This is a genomic window from Streptomyces sp. WM6386, assembly GCF_000972385.1.
Lineage (GTDB): Bacteria > Actinomycetota > Actinomycetes > Streptomycetales > Streptomycetaceae > Streptomyces.
In genome coordinates this window covers 47,363-71,707 of sequence record NZ_JXTE01000017.1, presented here as the reverse complement: position 1 = coordinate 71,707, position 24,345 = coordinate 47,363, and the positions used below count along the sequence as shown (strand labels likewise).

Annotated in this window: 28 protein-coding genes; 16 read left to right on the top strand and 12 right to left on the bottom strand. The window is 71.0% G+C overall.

Annotated elements, in window-relative coordinates:
• Window positions 1-468, bottom strand: coding sequence for a pyridoxamine 5'-phosphate oxidase family protein (locus TN53_RS13370; RefSeq protein ID WP_046258656.1), 468 nt, complete (start codon window positions 466-468; stop codon window positions 1-3).
• A 139-nt stretch (window positions 469-607) separates the two neighbouring features.
• Between TN53_RS13370 and TN53_RS13365 the strand changes: the two genes are divergently transcribed.
• On the top strand, window positions 608-1,261 hold the full coding sequence (locus TN53_RS13365) for a cysteine hydrolase (protein WP_046258707.1): 654 nt from the start codon (window positions 608-610) through the stop codon (window positions 1,259-1,261).
• On the opposite strand, the gene TN53_RS13360 is transcribed toward TN53_RS13365, so the two are convergent.
• Window positions 1,227-1,646: a Rieske (2Fe-2S) protein gene (locus TN53_RS13360; protein WP_046258706.1), complete on the bottom strand. Its 420-nt coding sequence runs from the start codon at window positions 1,644-1,646 to the stop codon at window positions 1,227-1,229. The genes TN53_RS13365 and TN53_RS13360 overlap by 35 nt on opposite strands.
• A gap of 93 nt (window positions 1,647-1,739) precedes the next feature.
• Between TN53_RS13360 and TN53_RS13355 the strand changes: the two genes are divergently transcribed.
• The 7 genes from TN53_RS13355 (at window position 1,740) to TN53_RS13325 (ending at window position 7,766) form a co-directional block, all read left to right on the top strand.
• Entirely contained in the window at window positions 1,740-2,495 is a 756-nt protein-coding gene (locus tag TN53_RS13355) for a HipA family kinase (RefSeq protein ID WP_046258655.1), read from the top strand.
• A complete protein-coding gene (locus TN53_RS13350) occupies window positions 2,492-2,941 on the top strand; it encodes a DUF3037 domain-containing protein (RefSeq protein ID WP_046258654.1) in 450 nt (149 codons plus the stop codon). The genes TN53_RS13355 and TN53_RS13350 overlap by 4 nt, the downstream gene beginning before the upstream one ends.
• Before the next feature lie 128 nt (window positions 2,942-3,069).
• A complete protein-coding gene (gene fabG / locus TN53_RS13345; RefSeq protein ID WP_046258653.1) occupies window positions 3,070-3,831 on the top strand; it encodes a 3-oxoacyl-ACP reductase FabG in 762 nt (253 codons plus the stop codon).
• Between the two features lie 11 nt (window positions 3,832-3,842).
• The gene (locus TN53_RS13340; RefSeq protein ID WP_046258652.1) at window positions 3,843-4,604 is read left to right on the top strand and encodes an SDR family oxidoreductase; all 762 of its coding nucleotides are present in this window, start codon (window positions 3,843-3,845) and stop codon (window positions 4,602-4,604) included.
• Between the two features lie 192 nt (window positions 4,605-4,796).
• Window positions 4,797-6,380, top strand: coding sequence for an ABC transporter substrate-binding protein (locus tag TN53_RS13335; protein ID WP_046258651.1), 1,584 nt, complete (start codon window positions 4,797-4,799; stop codon window positions 6,378-6,380).
• Window positions 6,381-6,449: 69 nt separating this feature from the next.
• Window positions 6,450-7,133, top strand: coding sequence for a uracil-DNA glycosylase (gene ung, locus TN53_RS13330; protein ID WP_046258650.1), 684 nt, complete (start codon window positions 6,450-6,452; stop codon window positions 7,131-7,133).
• A gap of 111 nt (window positions 7,134-7,244) precedes the next feature.
• The gene (locus TN53_RS13325; RefSeq protein ID WP_046258649.1) at window positions 7,245-7,766 is read left to right on the top strand and encodes a tetratricopeptide repeat protein; all 522 of its coding nucleotides are present in this window, start codon (window positions 7,245-7,247) and stop codon (window positions 7,764-7,766) included.
• Between the two features lie 483 nt (window positions 7,767-8,249).
• Here TN53_RS13325 and TN53_RS13320 read toward each other — a convergent pair whose 3' ends face one another.
• The 3 genes from TN53_RS13320 to TN53_RS13310 all read right to left on the bottom strand — a co-directional run bounded on the left by TN53_RS13320 (window position 8,250) and on the right by TN53_RS13310 (window position 9,983).
• Complete coding sequence (locus TN53_RS13320; RefSeq protein WP_046258648.1) at window positions 8,250-8,720, bottom strand: hypothetical protein; 471 nt, start codon at window positions 8,718-8,720, stop codon at window positions 8,250-8,252.
• A gap of 112 nt (window positions 8,721-8,832) precedes the next feature.
• A complete protein-coding gene (locus TN53_RS13315; RefSeq protein WP_046258647.1) occupies window positions 8,833-9,345 on the bottom strand; it encodes a DinB family protein in 513 nt (170 codons plus the stop codon).
• A gap of 41 nt (window positions 9,346-9,386) precedes the next feature.
• Window positions 9,387-9,983, bottom strand: a complete 597-nt coding sequence (locus tag TN53_RS13310) for a TetR/AcrR family transcriptional regulator (RefSeq protein ID WP_046258646.1) — start codon at window positions 9,981-9,983, stop codon at window positions 9,387-9,389.
• A 74-nt stretch (window positions 9,984-10,057) separates the two neighbouring features.
• Between TN53_RS13310 and TN53_RS13305 the strand changes: the two genes are divergently transcribed.
• Complete coding sequence (locus tag TN53_RS13305; protein WP_046258645.1) at window positions 10,058-11,239, top strand: FAD-dependent monooxygenase; 1,182 nt, start codon at window positions 10,058-10,060, stop codon at window positions 11,237-11,239.
• Window positions 11,240-11,252: 13 nt separating this feature from the next.
• Window positions 11,253-12,158, top strand: a complete 906-nt coding sequence (locus tag TN53_RS13300; protein ID WP_046258644.1) for a Gfo/Idh/MocA family protein — start codon at window positions 11,253-11,255, stop codon at window positions 12,156-12,158.
• On the opposite strand, the gene lnt is transcribed toward TN53_RS13300, so the two are convergent.
• The 3 genes from lnt to TN53_RS13285 all read right to left on the bottom strand — a co-directional run bounded on the left by lnt (window position 12,082) and on the right by TN53_RS13285 (window position 15,461).
• Complete coding sequence (gene lnt, locus TN53_RS13295; protein ID WP_046258643.1) at window positions 12,082-13,647, bottom strand: apolipoprotein N-acyltransferase; 1,566 nt, start codon at window positions 13,645-13,647, stop codon at window positions 12,082-12,084. The two genes, TN53_RS13300 and lnt, sit on opposite strands and share 77 nt — an antisense overlap.
• A gap of 79 nt (window positions 13,648-13,726) precedes the next feature.
• On the bottom strand, window positions 13,727-14,206 hold the full coding sequence (locus TN53_RS13290) for a nuclear transport factor 2 family protein (RefSeq protein WP_046258642.1): 480 nt from the start codon (window positions 14,204-14,206) through the stop codon (window positions 13,727-13,729).
• Between the two features lie 76 nt (window positions 14,207-14,282).
• Window positions 14,283-15,461 carry an FAD-dependent monooxygenase gene (locus TN53_RS13285; RefSeq protein ID WP_046258641.1) on the bottom strand — a complete coding sequence of 393 codons (1,179 nt, stop codon included), beginning with the start codon at window positions 15,459-15,461 and terminating at the stop codon, window positions 14,283-14,285.
• A 207-nt stretch (window positions 15,462-15,668) separates the two neighbouring features.
• On the opposite strand from TN53_RS13285, the gene TN53_RS13280 reads away from it, so the two are divergent.
• The gene (locus tag TN53_RS13280; protein ID WP_046258640.1) at window positions 15,669-16,916 is read left to right on the top strand and encodes a hypothetical protein; all 1,248 of its coding nucleotides are present in this window, start codon (window positions 15,669-15,671) and stop codon (window positions 16,914-16,916) included.
• Window positions 16,917-16,925: 9 nt separating this feature from the next.
• On the opposite strand, the gene TN53_RS13275 is transcribed toward TN53_RS13280, so the two are convergent.
• A complete protein-coding gene (locus TN53_RS13275; RefSeq protein ID WP_046258639.1) occupies window positions 16,926-17,495 on the bottom strand; it encodes a chloramphenicol phosphotransferase CPT family protein in 570 nt (189 codons plus the stop codon).
• Between the two features lie 50 nt (window positions 17,496-17,545).
• On the opposite strand from TN53_RS13275, the gene TN53_RS13270 reads away from it, so the two are divergent.
• Window positions 17,546-18,127: a hypothetical protein gene (locus TN53_RS13270; RefSeq protein WP_046258638.1), complete on the top strand. Its 582-nt coding sequence runs from the start codon at window positions 17,546-17,548 to the stop codon at window positions 18,125-18,127.
• Between the two features lie 15 nt (window positions 18,128-18,142).
• Here TN53_RS13270 and TN53_RS13265 read toward each other — a convergent pair whose 3' ends face one another.
• Both TN53_RS13265 and TN53_RS13260 read right to left on the bottom strand, forming a co-directional pair.
• Window positions 18,143-18,322 (bottom strand): hypothetical protein, encoded by a 180-nt coding sequence (locus TN53_RS13265; protein ID WP_046258637.1) that lies wholly within the window; start codon window positions 18,320-18,322, stop codon window positions 18,143-18,145.
• 114 nt (window positions 18,323-18,436) lie between these two features.
• Entirely contained in the window at window positions 18,437-19,312 is an 876-nt protein-coding gene (locus tag TN53_RS13260) for an undecaprenyl-diphosphate phosphatase (RefSeq protein WP_046258636.1), read from the bottom strand.
• Between the two features lie 270 nt (window positions 19,313-19,582).
• Here TN53_RS13260 and TN53_RS13255 point away from each other — a divergent pair, with 270 nt between their 5' ends.
• The 3 genes from TN53_RS13255 to TN53_RS13245 are packed head-to-tail and all read left to right on the top strand — an operon-like array spanning window position 19,583 to window position 22,352.
• Window positions 19,583-20,728: a Gfo/Idh/MocA family protein gene (locus TN53_RS13255; protein ID WP_095046463.1), complete on the top strand. Its 1,146-nt coding sequence runs from the start codon at window positions 19,583-19,585 to the stop codon at window positions 20,726-20,728.
• A complete protein-coding gene (locus tag TN53_RS13250) occupies window positions 20,725-21,651 on the top strand; it encodes a PmoA family protein (RefSeq protein WP_046258634.1) in 927 nt (308 codons plus the stop codon). Before TN53_RS13255 ends, TN53_RS13250 begins: the two co-directional genes overlap by 4 nt.
• Window positions 21,645-22,352: a cupin domain-containing protein gene (locus TN53_RS13245; RefSeq protein ID WP_046258633.1), complete on the top strand. Its 708-nt coding sequence runs from the start codon at window positions 21,645-21,647 to the stop codon at window positions 22,350-22,352. The genes TN53_RS13250 and TN53_RS13245 overlap by 7 nt, the downstream gene beginning before the upstream one ends.
• Window positions 22,353-22,431: 79 nt before the next feature.
• Here TN53_RS13245 and TN53_RS13240 read toward each other — a convergent pair whose 3' ends face one another.
• On the bottom strand, window positions 22,432-22,932 hold the full coding sequence (locus TN53_RS13240; RefSeq protein WP_046258632.1) for a winged helix-turn-helix transcriptional regulator: 501 nt from the start codon (window positions 22,930-22,932) through the stop codon (window positions 22,432-22,434).
• 146 nt (window positions 22,933-23,078) lie between these two features.
• On the opposite strand from TN53_RS13240, the gene TN53_RS13235 reads away from it, so the two are divergent.
• The gene (locus TN53_RS13235) at window positions 23,079-24,248 is read left to right on the top strand and encodes a thiolase family protein (RefSeq protein WP_046258631.1); all 1,170 of its coding nucleotides are present in this window, start codon (window positions 23,079-23,081) and stop codon (window positions 24,246-24,248) included.
• Window positions 24,249-24,345: the final 97 nt, after the last annotated feature.

The window sequence follows — 24,345 nt, the reverse complement described above, 5'->3', positions numbered from 1 at the left end:
CTACAGGGCAGCGAGCTTGCGGAAGTCCCAGGACACGATCTTGTCCGGCGTCAGCCGCATCCACGCATGCCGTCCGTCGTGCGGCATCTCGTCGAGCCCGAAGTTCTTGCGCGCGAACAGCGTCTCCGGGACGTCGAGTTCGGCGTACAGATCCCCGACGCGCGGGGACTCGCCCACGAACTCCACGGCCCCGGACAGCTCGACGCCACGCAACTCGTCGTAGTCCTCACCGGTGTCGACCACGATCGCGACCCGGGGATCGCGGCGCAGGTCGGTCCAGCGCTTGCTCTTCACCACCGAGTACAGCCACAGCGAGGTGCCGTCCCAGGCGAACCAGAGCGTGCTGACATGCGGGGCGCCACCCGTCGACACGGTGGCGACCCGGCAGGTGCGCTGGCTGGTGAGGAACTCGTCCAGCTCGCCCGGTGTCATCATGATCTTCCGGCCCCGGCGCTGAGTGACGGTCATGCGGCCCCCTCTTCCTTCTCCCACGTCGTGCCAGAGGAGAGATCCTCTGACATCACGTCAGAAAAGGATGCGGCGTCTTCCGTCCCCACGCAATGGTGGCTACGCTCCCCGCTCCACCGTCGGCGACCAGGGGGCGACCGTGCCGTCGAACGAACAGCTCAGCGAGCTTCTCGAACCGCACTCCACGGTGCTGCTCACCGTCGAGTGCCAGCAGGGTGTCGTGGGCCCGGACGGCGCACTGCCCGAACTCGCCAAGGAGGCACGGTCGTCGGGCGCCCTCGCCAACGTCGCCCGCTTGGTGGCCGCCGCCCACGAGAGCGGGATCCAGGTGATCCACGCCCTCGCCGAACGCCGCCCCGACGGCCGCGGCGCCAACCGCAACGCCCGACTCTTCCGCGCCGCCGAACGGCTCCCCGTCCAGCAGCTGTCCGGCACCAGCGCGGTCCGGATCGCGGCCCCGATCGAGGTCACCGAGGAGGACCTCGTCGTACGACGACTGCACGGGCTGTCGCCGATCCAGGGCACCGACGTCGACCCCCTGCTGCGCAACCTCGGCTGCCGCACCCTCGTCGTCACCGGCGTCTCCGCCAACGTGGCGATCCCCAACGCCGTGTTCGACGCGGTCAACCGCGGCTACACCGTGGTCGTCCCGACGGACGCGATCGCCGGGGCGCCCTCCGACTACACCCCCGCGATGATCCGCAACACCCTCGCGTTGGTGGCGACCCTGGCGACCACGGCCGACGTGGTCGCCTGTCTCACGGGAGCGCGATCGAGTCGCCGCTCACAGTGATCTTCTGCTCGGGCAGCGGCTGGGTGGCGGGCCCCTTCTTCACACTGCCGTCGGACACCGAGAACTCGCTCTTGTGGCACGGACAGGTGATGACCCCGTCGGAGATGCCCGTCACCGCGCATCCCTGGTGGGTGCACTTCGACGAGAAGGCCTTGAACTCGCCCGCCGCGGGCTGGGTGACCACCACGCCCGCGTCCTTGAAGATCTTGCCGCCACCCTCGGGTATGTCCGACGTCTTCGCGAGCGCGGTGCCGGAGGCGGAGGCGGACCCGTCGTCGTCCGACCCGCACGCGTTCAGCGTGATGGCGAGCCCCGCCGCCCCCACCGCCGCCACGACGGTGCGCCGACTCGGTGCCGAGGTGGGATGAAGCGATTCGCTGGACATGGTCACGTCCCCTTCCACGGATATCTCGTGAACTGCCCAGGGGTACGGACCCGGCGTGCCCGTTGTTCAGCCACCCCTCGGTAACCTGGGGCGATGCTCAAGGAAGCCATCGCGACCCGCTACATCACGCCCCTGCGTGAGGGCGGCTCGCTGCCGGGGCTCGTCGAGGCCGACGATCTCGGGACCTACGTCATCAAGTTCACCGGCGCCGGGCAGGGCCGCAAGACGCTCGTCGCCGAGGTCGTCGTCGGTGAACTCGCCCGCCGCCTCGGCCTGCGGGTACCCCGGCTGGTGACGCTCGCCCTGGACCCGGTGCTCGGCCTCGGCGAACCCGAGCCGCAGGTGCAGGACCTGCTCCGCGGCAGCGGCGGCGCCAACCTCGGCATGGACTTCCTCTCCGGAGCCCTCGGCTTCGACCCGCTCGCCTTCACGGTGGACCCGCAGGAGGCCGGCCGGATCGTCTGGTTCGACGCGCTCGTCAACAACGTCGACCGCTCCTGGCGCAACCCCAACCTGCTGATGTGGCACGGCGATCTGTGGCTCATCGACCACGGCGCGACCATGATCTGGCACCACAACTGGCCCGGCGCCGACGCCTCCGCGGCCCGCCCCTACGATGCCTGCGACCACGCCCTCGCGCGCTTCGGGCCGGACGTCGAGGCCGCCGCCGCGCACCTGGCACCCCTCGTCACCGAGGACCTCCTCGCCGAGGTCACCGCCGAGATCCCGGACGTCTGGCTGGCCGACGAACCCGGCTTCGACAGCGCGGCCGAGCTGAGAGCGGCCTACGCGCGGCCCCTGCTGGCCCGCGCCCCCCTCATCCACGAGCGCATCCAGGGGATCAAGTGAGCGAGCGCCATATCCACATGGCCGGCAGTGTGGTCGAGCGCCACATCATCAAGGGCGGGCAGGGCAGCGACCGGGACGTCTACGAGTACGCCGTCCTGCGCCTCGTCCCGCGCATCGAGCGCGGCGAGTGCATCAACGCCGGTGTGCTCGTCTACTGCCGTGCGAAGGGCTACGTCGGTGCCCGCACCCACCTCGACGAGGCCCGCCTGCTGGCGCTCGACCCGGCGGCGGACGTGGCCGGGGTGCGCGCGGCGCTGAGCGCCGTGGAGCGCGTCTGCGCGGGCGGCGGCGCGGCGGGGCCGGCGGCCCCGGACGACGCCGGGCGGCGGTTCCGCTGGCTGGTCGCGCCCCGCTCGACGGTGGTCCAGCCGGGGCCCGTGCACACCGGACTCACCACCGATCCGGCGGCCGAGCCCGAGCGACTGCTGGACCTCCTGGTCAGGTAATGGATCACACCCGGGCCGCGTGACGTTGACACCGAGTGCCAGGGCTTCTAGCGTCACGTCTGCCGAAGGTACTAAGCGGTCGCTCACCGATTGGGCCGCACATTCTTCAAGGGCGAGGAGAACGAGCAATGTCCACCACTGAGCAGCGGGTAGCCATCGTCACCGGCGGAGCCCGGGGCATCGGCGCCACCACCGCCGTACGACTGGCCGCCGAGGGCCGCGCGGTCGCCGTGATCGACCTCGACGAGGCCGCCTGCAAGGACACCGTCGAGAAGATCACCGCGGCGGGCGGCAAGGCGATCGCGGTCGGCGCGGACGTCTCCGACGAGGCCCAGGTCGAGGCGGCCGTCGCCCGGGTCGTCGCCGAGCTCGGCGCCCCGACGATCCTCGTCAACAACGCGGGCGTGCTCCGCGACAACCTGCTGTTCAAGATGAGCGTCGCGGACTGGGACACCGTCCTCGGCGTCCACCTGCGCGGCTCCTTCCTGATGACGAAGGCCGTCCAGAAGCACATGGTCGACGCCGGCTTCGGCCGCGTGGTCAACCTGTCCTCCTCCTCGGCGCTCGGCAACCGCGGCCAGGCCAACTACTCCGCCGCCAAGGCCGGTCTCCAGGGCTTCACCAAGACCCTCGCCATCGAGCTCGGCAAGTTCGGCATCACCGCCAACGCCGTCGCCCCCGGCTTCATCGCCACCGACATGACCGCCGCCACCGCGGCCCGCGTCGGCATGGGCTTCGAGGAGTTCAAGGCCGCGGCCGCCACCCAGATCCCCGTCGCCCGTGTCGGCGAGCCCGAGGACATCGCCAACGCGATCGCCTTCTTCACCGACGAGGCCGCCGGCTTCGTCTCCGGCCAGGTGCTGTACGTGGCCGGCGGACCGCTCGACTAGGGATCACGGACATGACTGAACTTCCTGAGCTCTCCGGCAAGGTAGCCCTCGTCACGGGCGCCAGCCGCGGTATCGGCTACGGCGTCGCCGAGGCGTTCGTCGCCCGCGGCGACCGCGTGATCATCACCGGCCGCAACGAGGACGCCCTGAAGGAGGCCGTCGAGCAGCTCGGCGCCGACCGCGTCGTCGGCGTCGCCGGCAAGGCCCACGACGAGGAGCACCAGGCCGTCGCCGTCGCGCGCGCCATGGAGGCCTTCGGCCGCGTCGACTACCTGGTCAACAACGCCGGCACCAACCCGGTGTTCGGGCCGATCGCCGACCTCGACCTGAACGTGGCCCGCAAGGTGTTCGAGACCAACGTGATCTCGGCGCTCGGCTTCGCGCAGAAGACCTGGCACGCCTGGCAGAAGGACAACGGCGGCGCGATCGTCAACATCGCCTCCGTCGCGGGCGTCGCGCCCTCGCCCTTCATCGCCGCGTACGGCGTCAGCAAGGCCGCCATGATCAACCTGACCGCGCAGCTCGCCCACGAGTTCGCGCCCAAGGTGCGGGTCAACGCGATCGCCCCGGCGGTCGTGAAGACCAAGTTCGCGCAGGCCCTGTACGAGGGCCGGGAGGCCGAGGCCGCCGCGTCCTACCCGCTGGGCCGGCTCGGTGTGCCCTCCGACATCGGCGGCGCCGCGGCGTTTCTGACCTCCGCGCAGTCCGACTGGATCACCGGGCAGACGCTCGTCGTCGACGGCGGCATCTTCCTCAACGCCGGCGTCGGCTGACCGACCCCGCACACATCACGGGCGCCTCTGGCCACCAGGGGCGCCCGTGTTCACGTACAGCACCTGCACAGGCCGTCGACAAGGCCGACACAACAGCACCTCCTGTCCACAAGCCGGAGGACCCGGTTCAGGCCGCGTAAAGCTGCGGTATGGTCTGCCAACCCTTGGTATGGCAGCTCGAGGAGCGTGCGCGTGTTCAACCGGATCAGAGGCCTTCGGCGGATAGCAGCCATCGCATCCATATCCTCGTTGGTGGCCGGATGTGGTGTGTTCTCCTCGGATTCCTCCGATGGCGGGGACCCGATCGTCGTCGGAACCACCAGTGCCCCGGCCACGCTGGACCCCGCGGCCTCCTGGGACAATTCCTGGGAGCTGTTCCGCAACGTCTATCAGACGCTCCTGAACTACTCCCCCGGTGGCACCGAACCCGAGCCCGACGCCGCTGAGAGCTGCGAGTTCACGGACGCGTCGAGCACCGAGTACAGCTGCACGCTGCGCGAGGGCCTGAAGTTCTCCAACGGGCACACACTGGACGCCAAGGCCGTCAAGTACTCGTTCGACCGGATCAAGAAGATCAACGTCAACGGTGGCCCCGCGGGCCTGCTGGGCACTCTCTCCCGAGTGCAGGTGAGGGGCGATCGCGAGGTCGTCTTCCAGCTCAGCCAGCCCGACGCCACTTTCCCCCTGGTGCTCACCACGCCCGCCATGTCGATCGTGGACCCCGAGGAGTACTCCGCGACCGAGATCCGCAAGGACGGCGGGATCAGCGGCTCCGGGCCCTACACCCTCGACGCTTTCGATGAGGGCGAGAAGGCCGAACTCGTCCGCAACGACAACTACAAGGGCATAGCGGACAGCAAGAACGACGCCGTCACCATCCGCTACTTCCAGCAGTCGGACGACATGGTCAAGGCCCTCAGGAACAAGGAGATCTCGGTCGTCTACCGCGGCCTCGCCGCCTCCGACACCGTGGACATCGAGGACAACCAGCGCAAGGAGGGGCTCCAGCTCGTCGAGAACGCCACCTCCGAGATCAGTTACCTGGTGTTCAACCCCAGCGACCCCTGGGCCGCGAAGCCCGCGGTCCGCAGGGCCGTCGCCCAGATCGTCGACCGCGCGGCGCTCGTGCACAAGGTCTACAAGGACACCGTCCAGCCGCTGTACTCGATGGTCCCGGCCGGACTCACCGGCCACACCACGGGCTTCTTCGACGACTTCGGAAGCCCCAGCGTGACCAAGGCCAAACGGTTCCTCACGCAGGCGGGGATCACCGAGCAGGTCCCGCTGACCCTCTGGTACACCAGCGACCGCTACGGCTCGACGACCAAGCCCGCCTTCGAGGAGCTGAAGCGGCAGCTGGAGGCCTCCGGCCTCTTCACGGTCACCCTCAAGAGCCGCCCGTGGAAGACCTACGTCGAGGGCTACCAGAAGGGCGAGTACCCGGTGTTCGGGCGCGGTTGGTTCCCCGACTTCAACGACGCCGACAACTTCATCGCACCCTTCGTGGGTGAGCAGAACGCGCTCGGCACCCCGTACGACGCCCCCGAGATCACCGGCAAGCTGCTGCCGGAGTCGCGCGCGGAGAGCGACCGCGGGGCCGTGACCCAGCAGATCGAGGACGCTCAGCAGATCCTCGTGGACGACGCACGGCTGCTGCCGCTGTGGCAGGGCAAGCAGTACGTGGCCGCGGACGAGGAGATCGGCGGCCTGGAGAACGTCATCGACCCGGCGACCATGATGACGATGTGGGAGCTGTACCGGAAGACCAGCTGGTAGCGGCGCACTGTCAGTGGTCGCCTGTAGGTTCTGAGACCTGAAGTGACCGCACGACATAAGGACGTTGACGTGACCGACATCGCCATGCTGCCCGAGTCCTGGCGCGGGGTCCTGGGCGACGAGCTCCAGCAGCCCTATTTCAAGGAGCTGACCGAGTTCGTCGAGGAGGAGCGGGCGAAGGGTCCCGTCTATCCGCCGCGCGAGGAGGTCTTCGCCGCGCTGGACGCGACGCCGTACGACAAGGTGAAGGTCCTGATCCTCGGTCAGGATCCGTACCACGGCGAGGGCCAGGGCCACGGTCTGTGCTTCTCGGTGCGCCCCGGGGTCAAGACGCCGCCCTCGCTCCGGAACGTCTACAAGGAGATGAAGGAGGAGCTGGGCACGCCCATCCCGGACAACGGCTATCTGCTGCCGTGGGCCGAGCAGGGCGTCCTGCTGCTCAACGCGGTGCTCACCGTCCGGGCCGGCGAGGCGAACTCGCACAAGGCCAAGGGCTGGGAGAAGTTCACCGACGCGGTCATCCGCGCGGTGGCCGACCGGCCCGACCCGGCGGTCTTCGTGCTGTGGGGCAACTACGCCCAGAAGAAGCTCCCGCTGATCGACGAGAGCCGGCACATCGTGGTCAAGGGTGCGCACCCCTCGCCGCTGTCGGCGAAGAAGTTCTTCGGCTCCCGCCCGTTCACGCAGATCAACGAGGCGGTGGCGCTCCAGGGCCACGAGGCGATCGACTGGGCGATCCCGAACCTGGGCTGACTGCCGCCGGGCCGGTTCCCCGTCGGACCGGCCCGGTGCCGCCTGACCGGGATTGTCGGTGGGGGCCGTTAGCGTCGGGTGGTATTGCCCGACGAGTGCCCGGAGGACGCGGTGGCGGAGCGACAGGAGCAGACGGCGCCCGATGCCGTGATGACGCGGATCGGGCAGGTCGTCATGCTGCATCACGCGGGGGATCGCGAAGAGGCCCGGCACCGCTTCCTGGACCTGTGGGCGGAGATCGGCGAGGACGGCGACCCGCTGCACCGCTGCACCCTCGCCCACTACATGGCCGACACCCACGACGACCCCTCGGACGAACTCGCTTGGGACCTGAGGGCGTTGACGGCCGCCGAGGAACTCACGGACGACCGTCTCGCCGAGCACGAGAGCGCGCTCGCGGTCAGGGCGCTGTACCCCTCGCTGCATCTGAACCTGGCGGCCGACTATGTGAAGCTCGGCCGCTCCGACGCCGCCCGCACGCATCTGCGCCGGGCGCGAGGGGCGGCGGAATCACTCGGCGACGACAGTTACGGGGACGGGGTACGGGCGGCGATCAGCCGACTGGAGCTGCGGCTCGGGGAAGGCGGTTCCTCCGGCACCGCAGGGTGGGGGCCGCCGCGACAGCGGCCCTGAGGTGGCGGAGGCGGGGCGGCGCGGCCGGTGGGGCGGTCGGTGAGGCGGCAATCCGATCGGCTGGCACCCAGTCCGGCATCCTCGCGGCGCTTGGCCCCGCGCCTCGCGGCGCCTTGCGGTGTCCCGCCCCGCACCTAGCGGCGTTTCACCCGGCGGCTGCCGCGCCTCGGCCAGCACCGTCGCACGCCTGGCTGATGCCCGCCGCGCATGTCTGGCGGACGCCTGCATGACCTTGGGTCACACCCGCCCGGCCCCTGGCTTGCGCCCGCCCGGCCCCTGGCTTGCGCCCGCCCGGCCCCTGGCTTGCGCCCGCCTGGCTTGGCTTGCGCCCGCCTGGCTTGGCTTGCGCCCGCCTGGCTTGGCTTGCGCCCGCCTGGCTTGGCTTGCGCCCGCCTGCCCGGCCCTGGCTGGCGCCCGCCCCGCGGCAGGCTTGGCTTGCGCCCGCCTGCCCGGCCCTGGCTGGGGCCCGCCCCGCGGCCCCGGCTAACGCCCGTACGTCCGCTCGCAGATCACCGCCTCCGGGCTGTCCTTGCGCCAGCCGCCGTACTGCTTGCCGAGCTTGCAGACGTCCGGGTTTTTCGGGACCTGGCCGGCGACGTCGGGAATCTCGACGTGTGGACGCGGGGCCTCGGGGTGTCCGGGGTGGGGATGGGCCGGCCGGGCGTGCGGCTGTTGCCCGGGCGCCGGCGCGGCGGCGGAGGAGGGGGGTGCCTCCTTCGGTAGGGGCGTACTCCGTCCCGACTTGCGGGACGACTCGATCAGTTGCAGGGCCTCCTGGGCCGGTGCCTGCACGACCTGCGGCTCCGCCCGGCCGTCGGGCCGGGGCGCCGTCGGCTGCGACGGCGCCACCGGTGGACCCGGGGCGACGGATGGGTGCTGGACGGTCACACAGCCGGAGAGGGCCGAGACGGCCACGGTGACCAGGAGCGTTGCGGTGGTCGTCGTTCGATGCACCCGCGCAACTCTGCTGGGTCGCGCCGGGTTTGGTACAGCGGACCAGCGGAGGTTGCCCCGCACGGGTGATCTCCGGCCCCGTACGGAGGGCGGGGCCTCCGCGAGGGTGACGTCAGTCGCCGGTCGCGCCGTCGAGGCGCTCGCGGAGCAGGTCGGCGTGGCCGTTGTGGCGGGCGTACTCCTCGATCATGTGGGTGTAGATCCACCGCAGGTTGAAGCGCTCGCCGGTGCGCCGGTGCTTGCCCGCGGACATGTCGTCCAGCCCGAGGCCGGCCGCGTTGCGCCGGGCGACCTCGATCTCGGCCTGCCAGGTGGCGTGGGCCTCCTCCCAGGTGTCCGCCTCGGTGAGATGGAACTCGCCGTCCGGGTCCTCGTCGCTGTAGTAGAGCGGCCCCTGATCGTCGTCGGCCAGCACCTTGCGGAACCAGCCCCGCTCGCACTCCGCCAGATGCCGCACCAGCCCCATCAGGGACAGTTCGGAGGGCTCCACGGCGGCGGTCCTGAGTTGGGCGTCGGTCAGGCCCTCGCACTTCCAGGCCAAGGTCTGCCGGTGGTAGTCGAGCCAGCCTTCCAGCATGGTCCGCTCGTCGGCGTCGGTGGCGGGTTCACTTCGCTGCGTCGTCATGCCCGCATCGTGTCCCAATCCACCAGGTCCGGCCACGTATTTCAGGCGCCGAGCATCCCGTCGAGCAGTTCCCGCAGCCCCGCCCGGACCTCCTCCGGCCCCGGCACCCGCGTACTGAACGACCCGGCCACGCAGGAGAACATCAGCCCGTCCGCCCAGGCCACCAGGGACAGCACATGCCGGTCCGGTTCGGTGGAGCCCATGGCCGTGACGAGGACGGCGAGCTGGTCCCGGAAGCGGGCGCCGGTGGCGTCGAAGTAGGCCCGCAGCTCGGGGCGGCGCGTGGCCTCCAGGGCCAGTTCGTAGCGGGCGAGGGTCAGTTCGCGGTGGTGGGTGAGGGCGCGGTGCGTCGCCAGCGCCAGCGCCTCCACCAGCGCGGGGAGGCCGGCCTGCGGGTCCGGCATCTCGTCGAGCGCCAGCACCTTGGCCTCGCGGTCGGCCAGCCGGCGCACCGCCAGCTCCAGCAGCGCCTGTCGGGTGCGGGCGAGATTCGACGTGGAGCCCTGGGGCAGCGCGGCCACCTCGTCGACGGCCCGGTGGGTGAGCCCGCGCATTCCGCGCTCGGCGAGCAGCGCGAGCGCGGTGTCGGCGACGAGATCGGTACGGGAGGCCGGGGCCGGTTCGGTGCGTACGGGCATGGAGCTCAATCTACCCGGCGCACTACAGCTGTAGTACGGTTGGTGTGGAACTACACCTGTAGTGAGGAGTGGTCATGACACAGACCCGGCGCGTCGTCGTCATCGGCGGCGGCATATGCGGCCTGACCGCGGCCGCCGCCCTGCACCTGAGCGGCAGGCAGGTCACCGTCCTGGAGCGGGCCCGCTCCCTGGAACCGGTCGGCGCCGCCATCTCCCTGGCCCCCAACTCCCTGCGCGCCCTGGACGTCATCGGCATCGGCGACGAGATCCGCGACCTCGCCGCCTGGACGGGCGACGGAGGCCTGCGCACCCCCGGCGGGCGCTGGCTCTCCCGCTCCAGTGCCGCCGCCGCGGCCGAGCGCTTCGGCGGCCCGCTCGTGCTGCTGCACCGGGCCACCCTCATCAACAGCCTGGCCGCACTGCTCCCCCCGGACGCCATCCGCACGGCTGCCGAGAGCACCCTCGTCGACCCCGGCGACGCCCACCGCCCGGCCCGCGTGCGGACGCCCGACGGCGAGCTGGAGGCCGACCTCGTCATCGCCGCCGACGGCGTCCGCTCCGCCGTACGCGCCACGCTGTTCCCGGACCACCCCGGCGCCGTCCACTCCGGTTTCACCACCTGGCGTGTGGTGATCCCCGTGCCCGCCACGGAGTTCGCCTCGCACGAGACCTGGGGCCGGGGCCGCATCTGGGGCACCCACCCGCTCAAGGACGGCCGGGTCTACGCGTACGCCGCCGCCCTGGCGCCCGCGGGGGAGCGGGCCCCGGACGAGAGGGCCGAACTCGTCCGCCGCTACGGCGACTGGCACGACCCCATCCCCGCCGTTCTCGCCGCGGCCCGCCCCGAGGACGTCCTGCGCCACGACGTCCACCACATCGCCGAACCCCTGCCCGCCTTCCATCACGGCCGGGTCGCCCTCCTCGGCGACGCCGCGCACGCCATGCCCCCGACCCTCGGCCAGGGCGGCAACCAGGCGATCGAGGACGCGGTCGTCGTGGCGCACCATGCGGACGACCTGGCCGCGTATTCGGCGGCACGCCTTCCCCGTACGACCGCCATAGCCCGCCAGGCCGTCAGGATCGGACGCCTCAACATGACGCCGAACCGCGCCCTCATGGCCGTACGCAACTCCGCGATCGCCGCGCTCTCCCTCGCCGGTCCGGCCCTCTTCCTGCGCGGATTCGACGGCATCGCCGACTGGCGGCCGCCGCAGCCGCCGTATGCTTCGGTCGTGTCAGGCGCGGGCAAGCGGTAGGGAGAACCCAGTAGTGAAGGTCGGCTGCATCGGACTCGGCGACATCGCCCGCAAGGCCTATCTGCCGGTGCTCGGCGCTCTGCCCGGCGTCGAACTCCATCTGCAGACCCGCACCCCGGCCACGCTGGCCCGGGTCGCCGACGGCCTCCGTCTGCCCGGGGCCCAGCGGCATCAGGACCTCGACTCACTTCTCGCCGTCGGGCTCGACGCCGCCTTCGTGCACGCGCCCACCGTCGTGCACCCCGAGATCGTGACGCGGCTGCTGGAGGCGGGCGTACCGACGTACGTCGACAAGCCGCTGGCGTACGAACTCGCCGACTCGGAGCGGCTGGTGGCCCTCGCGGAGGAGCGGGAGGTGTCTCTCGCGGTCGGCTTCAACCGGCGCTACGCGCCCGGGTACGCACAGTGCGCCGACCATCCGCGCGAGCTGATCCTCATGCAGAAGAACCGGATCGGGCTGCCGGAGGAGCCGCGGTCGATGATCCTCGACGACTTCATCCATGTCGTCGACACCCTGCGCTTTCTGGCGCCGGGCCCGGTCGACGACGTCACCGTGCGCGCCCGGGTCCAGGACGGTCTGCTGCATCACCTCGTGCTCCAGCTCTCGGGGGACGGCTTCACCGCGCTCGGCGTGATGAACCGGCTCAGCGGCTCGGCCGAGGAGATCCTGGAGGTGTCGGGGCAGGACACCAAGCGTCAGGTGGTCAACCTCGCCGAGGTCATCGACCACAAGGGGCAGCCGACCGTGCGACGGCGCGGGGACTGGGTTCCGGTCGCCCGGCAGCGGGGTATCGAGCAGGTCGTCATGGCCTTCCTGGACGCCGTGCGCGCGGGGAAGGTGGTCAGCGCCCGGGACGCGCTGGCGACCCATGAGCTGTGCGAGCGGGTGGTACGCGCGGTCCGGGAGCGGGCCGCCTGAGCCGCAGGGCCCGGACTCCCTGCCCCGCGCACCAGACGGCGACGATGAGCAGCGCCGCGTGGGGCACCCAGTCGCCGAAGCGGACGTATGGCGTGACACCCGTGGCCAGCGGTACCTCGTAGACCGTCGTCGCGCTCGCGCTCGTGCCGAGCCATGAACCGACCCGCTCTCCCTCCGGGCCGTAGACGGCCGAGACACCGGTCAGGGTCGAGTGGACCATCGGGCGGCCCGTCTCGGCGGCGCGCAGGGCGGCGAGCGAGGCGTGCTGCTCGGGGGCCCAGCTGTGCTGGAAGGACGACGTCGACGACTGGGCGATCAGTACCTCGGCACCGTCCTCGGCGAGATGCCGGCTCATGTCGGGGAACGCGGACTCGAAGCAGACCATCGGACCGACCCTCAGCCCGTGGCCGACGTCCATCACGACCTGTTCGGAGCCCTGCCTGCGGTTCTCGCCCGCCGCCTTGCCGACCGAGGTCGCCCAGCCGAGCAGTGAGCGGAAGGGGATGTACTCGCCGAAGGGCACGAGCCGCATCTTGTCGTAGCGGTCGCCGGTGAGGCCGTCGGGGCCGACGAGCACGGAACTCTTGTAGATGCCGGGCTTGTCGGAGCGCCGTGCGTCCACGTTGACGAGGATGTCGGCGCCGGTCTCGCTCGAGAGCGCGGCGAGCCGGCGGGCGAGGTCGGGCCGGTCGACGAGGTCGAAGCCGACACTGCTCTCGCCCCACACGACCAGGTCGACGTCCTGCCCGGCCAGTTGACGGGTGAGCTGTTCCTCGCGGGCGAAGCGCCGGTCGCCGCCCTCGATGACGCCCGGCTGTACGACGGCGATCCGCAGGCCGCCGTCGGCGTCCGGGCGCGGTGACCACATCCAGGCCGCCGAGCCGGCGGCGGCCGTGGCCATGAGAGCGGCCATGGCGGGAACGCGGGACTGCCGGACGGTGATCAGCACGGCGACCGCGACGTTCACGGCCACCACCAGGAAACTGATCAGCCACACCCCGCCCACCGAGGCCAGCCGCAGCGCCGGCTCCACCTCCCACTGACTGGCGCCGAGCATCCCCCACGGCCCGCCGAGGCCCTGCCAGGAACGGACGAGCTCCACCAGCAGCCAGCCCGAGGGCAGGACGAGAAGGGCGCCGCAGATCCGGCCGCGCGAGGGCGTCCCGGTGAGGAAGCGGCGGACCAGCCATCCCCAGGGCGCCCACAGCGAGCCGAGGAGGGCCGCGATGACGAACGTGAACACATGCAGGCTCGGCAGCAGCCAGTGGTGCATGGCCAGCATGAAGCCGAGCCCGCCGAACCAGCCGTCGTACGCCGCCCTCTTCCCGGTCGGAGCGGAGCGGACCACGGCGATCCAGGGGACCAGGGCGACGTAGGCGAACCACCACAGGGACGGGGCGGGGAAGGCGAGCACGGGCAGGGCGCCGGAGAGCGCGACGACGGTGGAACGCCGCCAGGGGGAGGTGAGCCAGTGGCCGAGCGTCTTCATACGGCGCCTCCTACCCCGTGCGTCCCTCCAGTGTGCGTGGTGCGGACGCCCCGGGGACAGAGGGCGTCGGCTCAGTTGATCATGGACGTGGGGCGGGGGCCGGGAGGCGCCGCCACTTCTCCTGCACGACGACCTCGCGGAGCCGCCAGCCGTCGTGCGTGCGCAGCAGCCCGAAGGCGTAGCGGCCGCCGCAGATGAAGTCCGGGGCCGCACCGGATCCGTCGCCGTCCCGGTCGATGCGCATCGGATTGACGTAGTCGGCCCGGACGCGGGCCGTGTCGCCCGTGTCGTGGTCCCACTGGCCGAAGGTGATACGCCGGTTGACGATCAGATGCTGCCGCATCGAGAACACCCGCAGGCTCTCCGTGAGCCAGGTGGCGACCTGCCCGGCGTCTCCCTCGACACCGCCGGCCGAGCGGTAGTCAGCGCGTCCGTCCGGGGTGAACAGCTTTCGGTACCCCTCCCAGTCGCCGTCGTCCACGGCCACCGCGTACTCGGTGATCAGTTCGTCGACGGCCAGCCGGTCCATCACGGTGGCGAGCTCCACACGCTGCGTCATCGGCTCAGTGTTGGGCATGGGGCGGGCGGGGCCAAGAGGCGTGCGGTGACATTCGGGTGGTGGGCCGGGTCGCGACTCAGGGCGCCGCCTGCTCGTCGAGGACGTCGGCCGCCCATGCGGTCGCCACCGGCAGGAACCTGTGCTCGGCCGCGTGCGCCGCCATCCGGGCGTTCCGTGCCCCGGCAGCGGGCCCGTCCGGGAGGTGGAACTCGTCGCCCGCGTGCGCGGAACGGGCCTGCATGCGCGTGGCCGTGGCCAGTCGGCGGCGTACGTACCGGTCGAGCGCGGCGGGCACGTCGGCGGGTTCCACGTCAGTGAGGCAGTCGCCGAGCACGGCCGCGTCGAGGATCGCCTGGGCCGCCCCCTGGGCCTGGAACGGCACCATCGCGTGGGCGCTGTCGCCCAGCAGGGTCACCCGTCCGGAGTTCCAACGGGCGAGCGGGGAACGGGTGTAGATGCCCCAGCGGTACATCCGCTCCGCGCGTTCGAGGACCCTGACGATCCGCTGATCCCACTCCTCGAAGGCATGCAGTGGCTCTCCGGGCTCCGCGAGGGCGGTCCACGACTCCTGCGCCGTCTGCGTCCCGAACACGGCCACGACGTTGAGGAGTTCGCCGCGGCGCACCCGGTAGTGGACGAAGTGCCGGCCGGGGCCGAGCCAGATCCCGGTGTCGGGCAGGTCCAGATCGGCGACCTGCCCGGCCGGGAGGAGCGCCCGGTACGCGGCGGTCCTGGAGAACACCGCCTCGTCCGCGCCGAAGAGCCACTGGCGGGCCGCGGAGCGGATGCCGTCCGCGGCCACGACCAGGTCCGCGGTCAGTCGCTCACCGCCGGCCGTGGTCACCTGGGCGGACCTGTCGTCCTGGCCGATCCCCACGACCTGGGTGCCGAGCCGCACCGACCGGGGCGGCACGGCGGCGGCCAGGGCCTGCTGCAGATCGGCCCGGTGCAGCTGCAGATAGGGCGCCCCGAACTCGTCGTCGACCTCGCGGCCCAGCGCGTAGTGGCAGATCTCCGTCCCGTCGGACCAGGTGCGGAAGCTCAGTGGGCCGGGCGGGGCGGCCTGTGCGGTGACCGCGTCGAGGAGGGCCAGGTCTCGCAGCACCCGCGTGGCGTTGGGCGCGAGCTGGATTCCGGCGCCGGCCTCGGTGAACCGCGGCAGCTGCTCGACCAGCGTGACCTCGTGCCCGGCACGGCGCAGACTCAGCGTCGCGGCCAGCCCTCCGATGCCCGCGCCCATGACGATGGCTCGCATGGCACGACGGTAGCGAAGGGAACTCCGGTGCCGTACGGGGGATTTCGGGCGTTGGTGCGACCACGGCCGAGCCCCGCAGTATGTCGGCCTCCTGCCCAAGGGGTGAAGACGTCTCCATCATGACAGGTCGGAGGCCGTTTTCGTAGGACGAACGGCACTGCTCAGCAGCCTTGTTCGAGCCCTGCGCGGCCTCCCAGAATCGCCGTCATGGATCACGCGGAGAAGGTCGATCAGGATGCGGTGCTCAGGGCGCGGACGATGCTGCTCGAGTCGGGCAGGCCGAGCGTGGCCCGGCAGGTCGAGGCATACCGGGTGCTGTCGGTGGTGAGTCCGTTGACCTACATGCCGAAACTGGCCGAGGCGCTGCTGTCGGCGGGATACCAGCCGGAGATCCGGGACCTGCCGGAGGCGCAACTGGCCTGGCACGCGGAGGCGGCGGCCGCGGCACGACGTGTGGATGAAGGAGAACCGAAGCGGACCGAGTTGCTGGTCCGGGCCCTGGACGCCTACCGGTTCGGTCTGTACGAGCTCGGGCGGCGGACGGCGGGCATGGCCGTCTGCGAGGAGATGGCCGAGGCCGGGCGGTGGGGCTTCGAGCACGGTCAGGTGAAGCACCCCGCGTACGGGTATCGGCAGGTGGCGGTGGCGCTGGCAGAGGAGGGGCGGCACGGGGAGGCGGCGGAGATCTGCGGGAGGTCGGCCGATGTGGAGCGCCCGTTGACTCCGGGGGACAACTCCTTCTGGTCGATGGTCGCTTGGGCGGCCGAACTGGACGCTGCCGGTCGGCACGAGGCGGCGCTGGCGGTCTTCGCGGAACTGGTGGAGGTCACCAGGGCTGAAGTCGCGGCGGAGAGCAAGGCGTTGGCGATCCAGATCTGGCAACTGGTCCACCTGGCCGGGATGCTGGACGCCGCCGGGCGCCACAGCGAGGCCGGCGCGGCCCGGCAGGAGGCACTCGTTCATCTGGCCGAGCTGGACCTGACCGGGGAACCCAAGAGCTGGAGCAACATCCTGTCGTGGTGGAGCACGCTGTTGGCCCTGTCGGGCCGGTCGGCGGAGCCCACACCGTCCGCGGCCGCGCCGGGGCCGGCGTTCGGTTCGACACTCCATCAGTGGTCGCCCGATGTCAGGAAGGCGTACTTCGACGGCCTGGGGTCTCTTGAGGACCAGGTCGAGGCGCTACGGCAGGACCCGTCCGCCTCTCTCCCCGAACTGGTCGCCCTGCACCGCAGACTGACCATCCGCACCGCCGTGTGCCGGGAGCGCCGTAACCACCGCATCCTGAAGCCACTGCGCCCCGTCTTCAACGAGAGGGTGACCCTCGCCCGTCGCCTCGCCGAACGGGAGGAGCTGGGCCGGGCCTTGACGGACCGTTCCATGTTCCTGCTCGCGGCCAGACAGTACGGTGAGGCCTACGACGACTTCCGCGAGGGCTGTGCCCTGCTGGACGGGTGATCCGGCAGATCAGAGCATCGCGCGCAACCTCTCGAACGCGGTCGGCGTCGGACGGTCCGGCAGGAACTCCTTGATCCGCAGGGCGCATTCCCGCGGGGTCGCGTCGGCTGTGTCGCACTCGACGTCGTAGATCCCGTGGGAGTGCACCTGCGCCAGCTGGCGTTCCGCGAGCCCGGGCGGCCGGTCGCCCCGCTCACGCTCCCGGCGCGCCAGCTCCATGGGCGGGCAGTGCACGCCGACGAACACCACGTCCTGGGGTGCGAACAGTGAGAGGCAGTCGTGGAGCCGCCACTGGGCGCTCAGCACATGGTCGACGACGACGTTGTTCCCTGCGGCCGCCATCCCCCCGACCGCTCGGTGGTAGCCCTGCCAGGTGCGGTGCAGCAGGGTGGCCAACCGGTCCGGCGGCACGGCCACACGCGACCGCATCGCGTGGAACGCGTCCACGGGCATGTGGAAGTACGGCTCGTCGAGGATCTGGAGCAGTTCGGCCGCGATGGTCGACTTGCCCGAACTCGATGTGCCGTTCAGGAAGATGACGAGGCCTTGCTGCGGGGGAACGCTGTCGAGGTGCTCCATGGGGCGGATCTTAGGAGGTGCTTCGGCGATCGGTGAGGGATCATCGTCCGATGACGCACGCCGCATCCTTCCGCCACCAGTTCCGGTCCGACGGCTTCTACGAGCTGGGCATCGAGGTCGGATCGACGGACGACGCCGGGCTTCAGGCCGTCCTGAGCGCTGTGTGGGCCGCGGCGGAGGTGCAGGGGTGCTACGGGCATGGGGACCGGGAGCCGGAGGAGCAGGAGGCGGTGCCCTGCACGGTCGCCTCGCTGGAGGAGTTCGGGCATCTCCACGGGCGCGTCCGGCTGTCCACGGGGGACCTCGTCGTGTGTGGAGTGATGGCGGTGCGCGGCGGTGGCGACAGCAGCGACTGGCTGGACTTCTATGTGCCGACGAGTGCGCTGGACGCCGTCGGTGTCGCCTACTGGGACGGCCGGCCCTTCTATCGCTCCGCGCTGATCGACGACTGGCTGGCCGCCATCGCCACCGAGGTCTTCCGCAGCGCGCCCTTCAGCTGTGCCGCCGTCGGCTGGGAGGTCTCCGGATCCATCGACGCGGCGTCACTGGCCGGTGAGCTGCCTGAGAAGCGGGGCGTCGGCTATCTGGTGCCGAGCGACGGAGTCCTGCACTACGGCCCCGCCAACGGCTGAGCCGCAGGCCCTCGTTCAGGCCGCCTTGATGATGTTCCCCCGGATCGCGGCGGCCCACTCGACCACCAACAACTCGTATTCCTTACGCTCCTGGGTCGACAGCGAGCCGCCTGCCCGCAGCCACAGCGCACGGATCTGCTCGTTCACTTCGGCAGCAGACCGCACGGAACCAGAAGCCACGGAATAGGGGGGCATGCGGACAAGCCTAAGGGCAGGAACTGACACTGCGCTACCGAACGGCTACACACAACGTATGTGATGGGTCACGGTGTTCGCTGTGTGAACGTGTTGACTCTGCTGTCGTGGGCGTCAGCCGGCCGACTCCGCGGCGTGCGGGCTCAGCCCGCCGAAGGTCACGAGCAGGATGATCACGATGCCGAGCGCGATGCGGTACCAGACGAACGGCATGAAGCTCTTGGTCGAGATGAACTTCATGAACCACGCGATGACCACGTATCCGACGACGAACGCGATGATCGTTGCGAAGATCGTCTGGGGCCAGTCGACGTGGCCGCCCTCCATCGCGTCCTTGGTCTCGAAGAGGCCGGACGCGAGGACCGCGGGGATGGCGAGGAGGAAGGAGTAGCGGGCCGCGGACTCGCGCCTGTAGCCCATGAAGAGGCCGCCGCTGATCGTGGCGCCGGAGCGGGAGACGCCCGGGATGAGAGCGCAGGCCTGGCAGAGGCCGAAGATCAGGCCGTCCCGTACGCCCAGGTCCTCCAGGCCCTTGCGCTGCTTGGCGGCCCGGTGCTTGCCGCCGCTCTCGTCGCGGGCCGCCAGCCGGTCGGCGATGCCGATGATGATGCCCACCACGATCAGCATCGTCGCCGTGATCCGCAGATCGCGGAACGGTCCCTCGATCTGGTCCTTGAGTGTCAGCCCGAGCACACCGATCGGGATCGATCCCACGATGACCAGCCAGCCCATCTGGGCGTCGTGGTCGCTCCGCATCTCCTTGTTGAACAGTGATCTGGTCCACGCCGAGATGATCCGCCCGATGTCCTTGCGGAAATAGATCAGTACGGCCGCCTCGGTGCCGATCTGCGTGATGGCGGTGAAGGCCGCGCCGGGGTCGTCCCACTTCGCGAAGGCCGCGGTCAGCCGCAGATGCGCGCTGGAGGAGACGGGGAGGAACTCGGTCAGCCCCTGGACGAGTCCGAGGATGAAGGATTCAAACCAAGACATGAAGGTAGGGAGTCCAAGCGCTGATCGGGGAGGAGTTACGGACACACCGAGCCGTCCGGGCGCGGTGATCACAGGTGTGGAGGGCAGCCTAGCGGCCTCTGGTGACAGGCCTGGCACAGGGTGCGGGCCGGGCGCCGGCGAGCAGGGCATGCGAGCTGTTGACCGGCCAGGGTGCGGCCGCTTAGGTTGCTGCGGAGAGAAAGCGCTTGCTGCTCGTGTGGCAGGTGTCGGCGCTGTCCGCCGTTCGTTCGAGGAGTGCTGATCGCGTCCATGTCACCCACCACTCCCTACGACGGCCGCCGCATCCGGGCCGCCGTCATCGGTACCGGCGCCATCGCCCGGGGCTCCCACCTGACCGCGCTCGGCGCACTCGCCGAGGAGGGCGAGGTCGAGGTGGTCGCGGCGGTTGACATCGATGCCAGGGCCGTCGAGGAGTTCTGTACGGCGGGCGGTGTCCCGCACGGCTACACCGACCTCGACCGCATGCTGCGCGAGCAGCGCCCCGACCTCGTCAGCATCTGCACCCCGCCGACCCTGCACCGCGACCAGACCGTCGCCGCGCTGCGCGCCGGGGCCTGGGTGTGGTGCGAGAAGCCGCCGGTGCCCACCCTCGCCGACTTCGACGCCGTGGAGGCGGAGGAGGGCAAGGACGGCGGCCCGTACGCCTCGATCGTCTTCCAGCACCGCTTCGGCTCCGGCACCCGCCATGTGCAACGGCTGCTCGACGGGCAGGACCTGGGCCGCCCGCTCGTCGCGCACTGCCAGACCACCTGGTACCGCGACACCGCGTACTACGCCGTGCCCTGGCGCGGCCGCTGGGAGACCGAGGGCGGCGGCCCGGCGATGGGCCACGGCATCCACCAGATGGATCTCCTCCTCGACCTGCTCGGCCCGTGGAGCGAGGTGCGCGCCATGGCCGGGCGGCTGGTCCACGACGTACAGACCGAGGACGTCTCCACCGCGCTGGTCCGCTTCGAGAACGGCGCGCTGGCGACGGTCGTGAACAGCGTGCTGAGTCCCGACGAGGTCAGCCGTATCCGTATCGACTGCGAGCGCGCGACCGTCGAGCTCACCCATCTGTACGGTCACGGCAACGAGAACTGGGCCATCACGCCGGCGCCCGGCGTGCCGGACGAGCAGACCGCCGCCTGGCGGGACTTCGGCGCCGACGTGCCCAGTTCGCACACGGAGCAGCTGCGCGAACTGGTCGCCAGCATGCGCGCCGGGGAGCGGCCGCGCAGCAGCGGTGCCGACGGACGTGGCAGCCTGGAGCTGATCGCCGCGCTGTACAAGTCGGCGTTCACGGACGTCACGGTGAGAGCGGGCGAGATCGGCCCGGGCGACGCGTTCTACACGGCCATGCACGGGAACGCGCCCGGCTGGGCCCCCGTCGTCAGCGAGGAGGTGCCCGTATGACCGGGCTGCGCATCGTCCACGCGCACGGCGACCGCATCACCGTGACGGACCCGGCCACCGGCGTGGAGCTGCTCTCCTACGTCTACCGGCCGGAGGCGGCCTGGGAGGCCCCCAAGCCGTACATCCACCCGCTGCGGACCCTGGCCGGCGACGTCGTCACCGACTACCGGCCCAACGACCACCGCTGGCACAAGGGCCTGTCCCTGACCGCCTCGCACCTGTCGGGCGCCAACCTCTGGGGCGGCAACTCGTACGTGCACGGCGAGGGCTACCTCGAACTCCCCGAACGCGTCGGCTCGATGGCGCACGTCGCCTTCGACGAGGTCCGCGCCGACGACGACCGGGTCGTCATCGCCGAACGGCTGACCTGGCACCCGTACAGCGGCGAGCTGTGGGCCGAGGAGCAGCGCCGGATCGAGATCCACGACGTGGACCAGGAGTCCGGATCCTGGGCGCTGACCTGGACGAGCGCCATCACCAACCGGCGCGACGAGCCGCTGGTCTTCGGCAGCCCCACCACCGCCGGACGTGAACTCGCCGGGTACACGGGTCTGTTCTGGCGCGGCCCGCGCGCCTTCCGCGACGGCCGCATCATCGCGCCGGACACCGAGGGCCCCGGCCTTCTCGGTGCGCAGGCCCCCTGGCTGGCCCTCTCCGGCGAGCACGACGGCACGGACGGCCACGCCACCCTCGTCTTCGAGCACGCCCCGGAGAACGACCACCTCGGCACCGAAGGCGCCCACCCGGCCCACTGGTTCGTCCGCAACGAGCCGTTCGCCGGCGTGGCCCCCTCCTGGGCCTTCTACGACGAACTCGAACTCGCCCCCGGCGACACCCTCACCCGCCGCTACCGCGTCGTCGTCGCCGACGGTACCTGGGAGCGGGAGGAGATCGCCAAGTACCTGGAGGCACATCCGTGGTGACCGCCTTCGAGGGACTGCCCGGCGGGGTCGCCGTCTCGCATCTGTGCGTGTACGACTGGCCCGCCGCCGACGGCGTCTCCGGCGGAACCCCCCATATGCACCTGACCTGTTCGGAGGCGTACGTCGTCACCGGTGGCCGGGGTTCGGTGCAGACCCTCACGACGTCCGGGTACGAGGTCACGCCCCTCGTACCCGGCACGGTCGCCCGGTTCACGCCGGGCACCATTCACCGGCTGGTCAACGACGACGATCTGCGCATCACCGTCCTGATGCAGAACAGCGGGCTGCCGGAGGCGGGGGACGCGGTGCTCACGCTGCCCCCGGAGTACCTGGCCGACCCGCAGAGGTACGCCGCCGCGACCGCCATCCCCGCGGACGCGCCCGAGGCCGAACGGGAACGCTTCGCACGGGCCCGCCGCGACCTCGCCCTGGAGGGCTATCGGGTGCTGCGGGAGGCTCCCGGGGGGCTGGCCGACTTCCATCGCGCGGCCGCCGCGCTCGTACGGCCGCGGCTGGCCGAGTGGCGGGAGCGCTGGCGCAACGGTGCGGCGGCCGCCGCCGCGGCGACGGGGGAGCAGCTCGACCGTCTCGAACAGGGCGACCTCTCCCACCTCGCCGACGCCGCCGTACGGTCCGAACAGCCCTTGGAGCACGGCAGGTTCGGGATGTGCGGGCGGCTGGACGTCTACAAGGGGGCCTGAAGCGACGGGCCCTGGCGGCCGTGGCCCGGAGGGCTTCGGCGCACAGGTCGGCCCGTACTCGTCCTGACCTGACCTGCGTCTACCCGAACGTGACCGGCTCCTTGGGCGGCTGGGCCGCCGACGGCCCCGCCACCGTCCAGCCGGGTGTCTGCGGATGGGCCGTGAGGTCCTCGTGACGGATCTGCTCGCCGCATGCCGCGCAGGTGACGACCGGGGACAGTTCGTTGCCGCAGACGTGCTCGACCACCATGGGACGGTCGTCGTCCTTGCGAAGGTGGCGATCGCCCCAGGCCATGAGGGTGATCAGGACCGGCTCCAGTTCGAGTCCCGCCGGGGTGGGCCGGTATTCGAAGCGCTGCGGCCGCTCGCTGTAGGCCCGCTTGGTGAGGAGCCCGACGTCGACGAGCCGGCGCAGACGCGTGGCGAGGACGTCGCGCGGGGTGCCGATGTTGCGCACCAGCTGGTCGAAGCGACCGTTGCCGAGGCAGACCTCGCGCAGGACGAGCAGCGAGTACTTCTCGCCGACGAGCGCAAGGGTGTCGGCGATGGAGCAGGGGCGCGGGTCTTTGGTGGCGGCCATGGTGCCGATTCTAGGGGAGGGTTTGATTTTCCAACCTACGGAGCTATGGTGAGTTTGGAATTCCTACTGACCGGTAGCGCCCGGGTGCAGCACCCCAAAGCAGCGCCCGAATGCAGTGCCCGGATTCCTAGTGCTGGAGGCCGTCCATGCGTGACGCAGTCATCGTCGAAGCCGTACGCACCCCGATAGGCAAGGGCAAGCCGAACGGTGCCCTCGCACACGTCCACCCCGTCGAGCTCCTCGCCCACACCCTGCGCACGCTCGTCGAGCGCTCCGGTGTCGACCCTGCCCTCATCGACGACGTCATCGGCGGCACCGTCGACCAGGTCGGCGAACAGGCCATGAACACCACCCGTTACGCCCTCCTGTCGGCGGGCTTCCCGGAGACGGTCCCGGCGACCACCGTGGACCGCCAGTGCGGCTCCTCCCAGCAGGCCGTGCACTTCGCGGCCCAGGGCGTCATCTCCGGCGCGTACGACCTCGTCGTGGCCTGTGGCGTCGAGTCGATGAGCCGGGTGCCGATGTGGTCCAACGTGCCGCCCGGCAAGGACCCCTTCGGCCCCGGCGTCGCCGAGCGCTACCCGGACGGGCTCGTCCCGCAGGGCATCAGCGCCGAGCTCATCACGGCGAAGTGGTCGATCGCGCGCGAGCAGATGGACGCGTTCGCGGTGTCGTCCCATCTCAAGGCCGCCGAGGCCTGGGAGAAGGGGCTGTTCGACGCGGAGGTCGCGCCGTTGGAGGGCGTGGTGCGCGACGAGTGCGTACGGCCGTCCAGCACGACCGAGGTCCTCGCCGGGCTCAAGCCCGCGTACTACGACCCCGCCTTCGCCGAACGCTTCCCGCAGATCGAGTGGAACGTCACGGCGGGCAACGCGAGCCCGATCAACGACGGTGCGTCGGCTGTGCTGATCACGTCGAGCGAGACCGCGGCCCGGCTCGGGCTGCGGCCGCTGGCCCGGCTGCACAGTTTCGCCGTCACCGGGTCCGACCCGATGCTCATGCTGACCGGTGTCATCCCGGCCACGGAGAAGGTGTTGCGGAGGGCCTCACTGACCCTGGACGACATCGACCTGTTCGAGGTCAACGAGGCGTTCTCCAGCGTGGTCCTGGCGTGGCAGCAGGAGACCGGCGCGGACCTGGACAAGGTCAATGTGCACGGGGGTGCCATCGCGATCGGGCATCCGTTGGGGGCGAGCGGTACGCGTCTGACGACGACACTGGTGCATGCGATGCGGGAGCGTGGAGCGCGGTATGCGTTGCAGACCATGTGTGAGGCGGGTGGGCTCGCCAACGCCATGGTGCTTGAGCGTGTGTGAGCGGCTGCGGGCCGGTGGGGGCTGGTCGCGCAGTTCCCCGCGCCCCTGACGGGGCGCTCTGCTCAGCGCCCTCGCAAAGGGTGGCTTGCGCCCACCG